The sequence below is a fragment of the Burkholderia sp. SIMBA_051 genome (assembly GCF_046534915.1).
GTDB classification, from domain to species: domain Bacteria; phylum Pseudomonadota; class Gammaproteobacteria; order Burkholderiales; family Burkholderiaceae; genus Burkholderia; species Burkholderia ambifaria.
The window spans coordinates 1-268 of record NZ_JAWRXS010000329.1; the positions used below are offsets into that span (position 1 = coordinate 1).

Below are 268 nucleotides of genomic sequence, written 5' to 3' on the forward strand. Positions count from 1 at the left end.
TCGAGATCGACCTCGCGAAGCTGAAGGTCGACCTGATGTCGTTCTCGGCACACAAGACCTACGGCCCGAATGGCATCGGCGCGCTGTACGTGCGCCGCAAGCCGCGCGTGCGCATCGAAGCGCAGATGCACGGCGGCGGTCACGAGCGCGGGATGCGTTCGGGCACGCTGGTGACGCACCGGATCGTCGGCATGGGCGAAGCGTTCCGCACCGCGCGCGAAGAAATGGCGACCGAGATCGAGCGCGTGCGCATGCTGCGTGACAAGCT

The 268-nt window shown here is 66.8% G+C and carries 1 protein-coding gene; it reads left to right on the forward strand.

Annotation, left to right across the window (positions count from 1 at the left end; translation table 11 throughout):
* A partial coding sequence (locus SB771_RS34740) for an aminotransferase class V-fold PLP-dependent enzyme (RefSeq protein ID WP_410722007.1) occupies positions 1 to 268 on the forward strand: 268 nt, incomplete at both ends.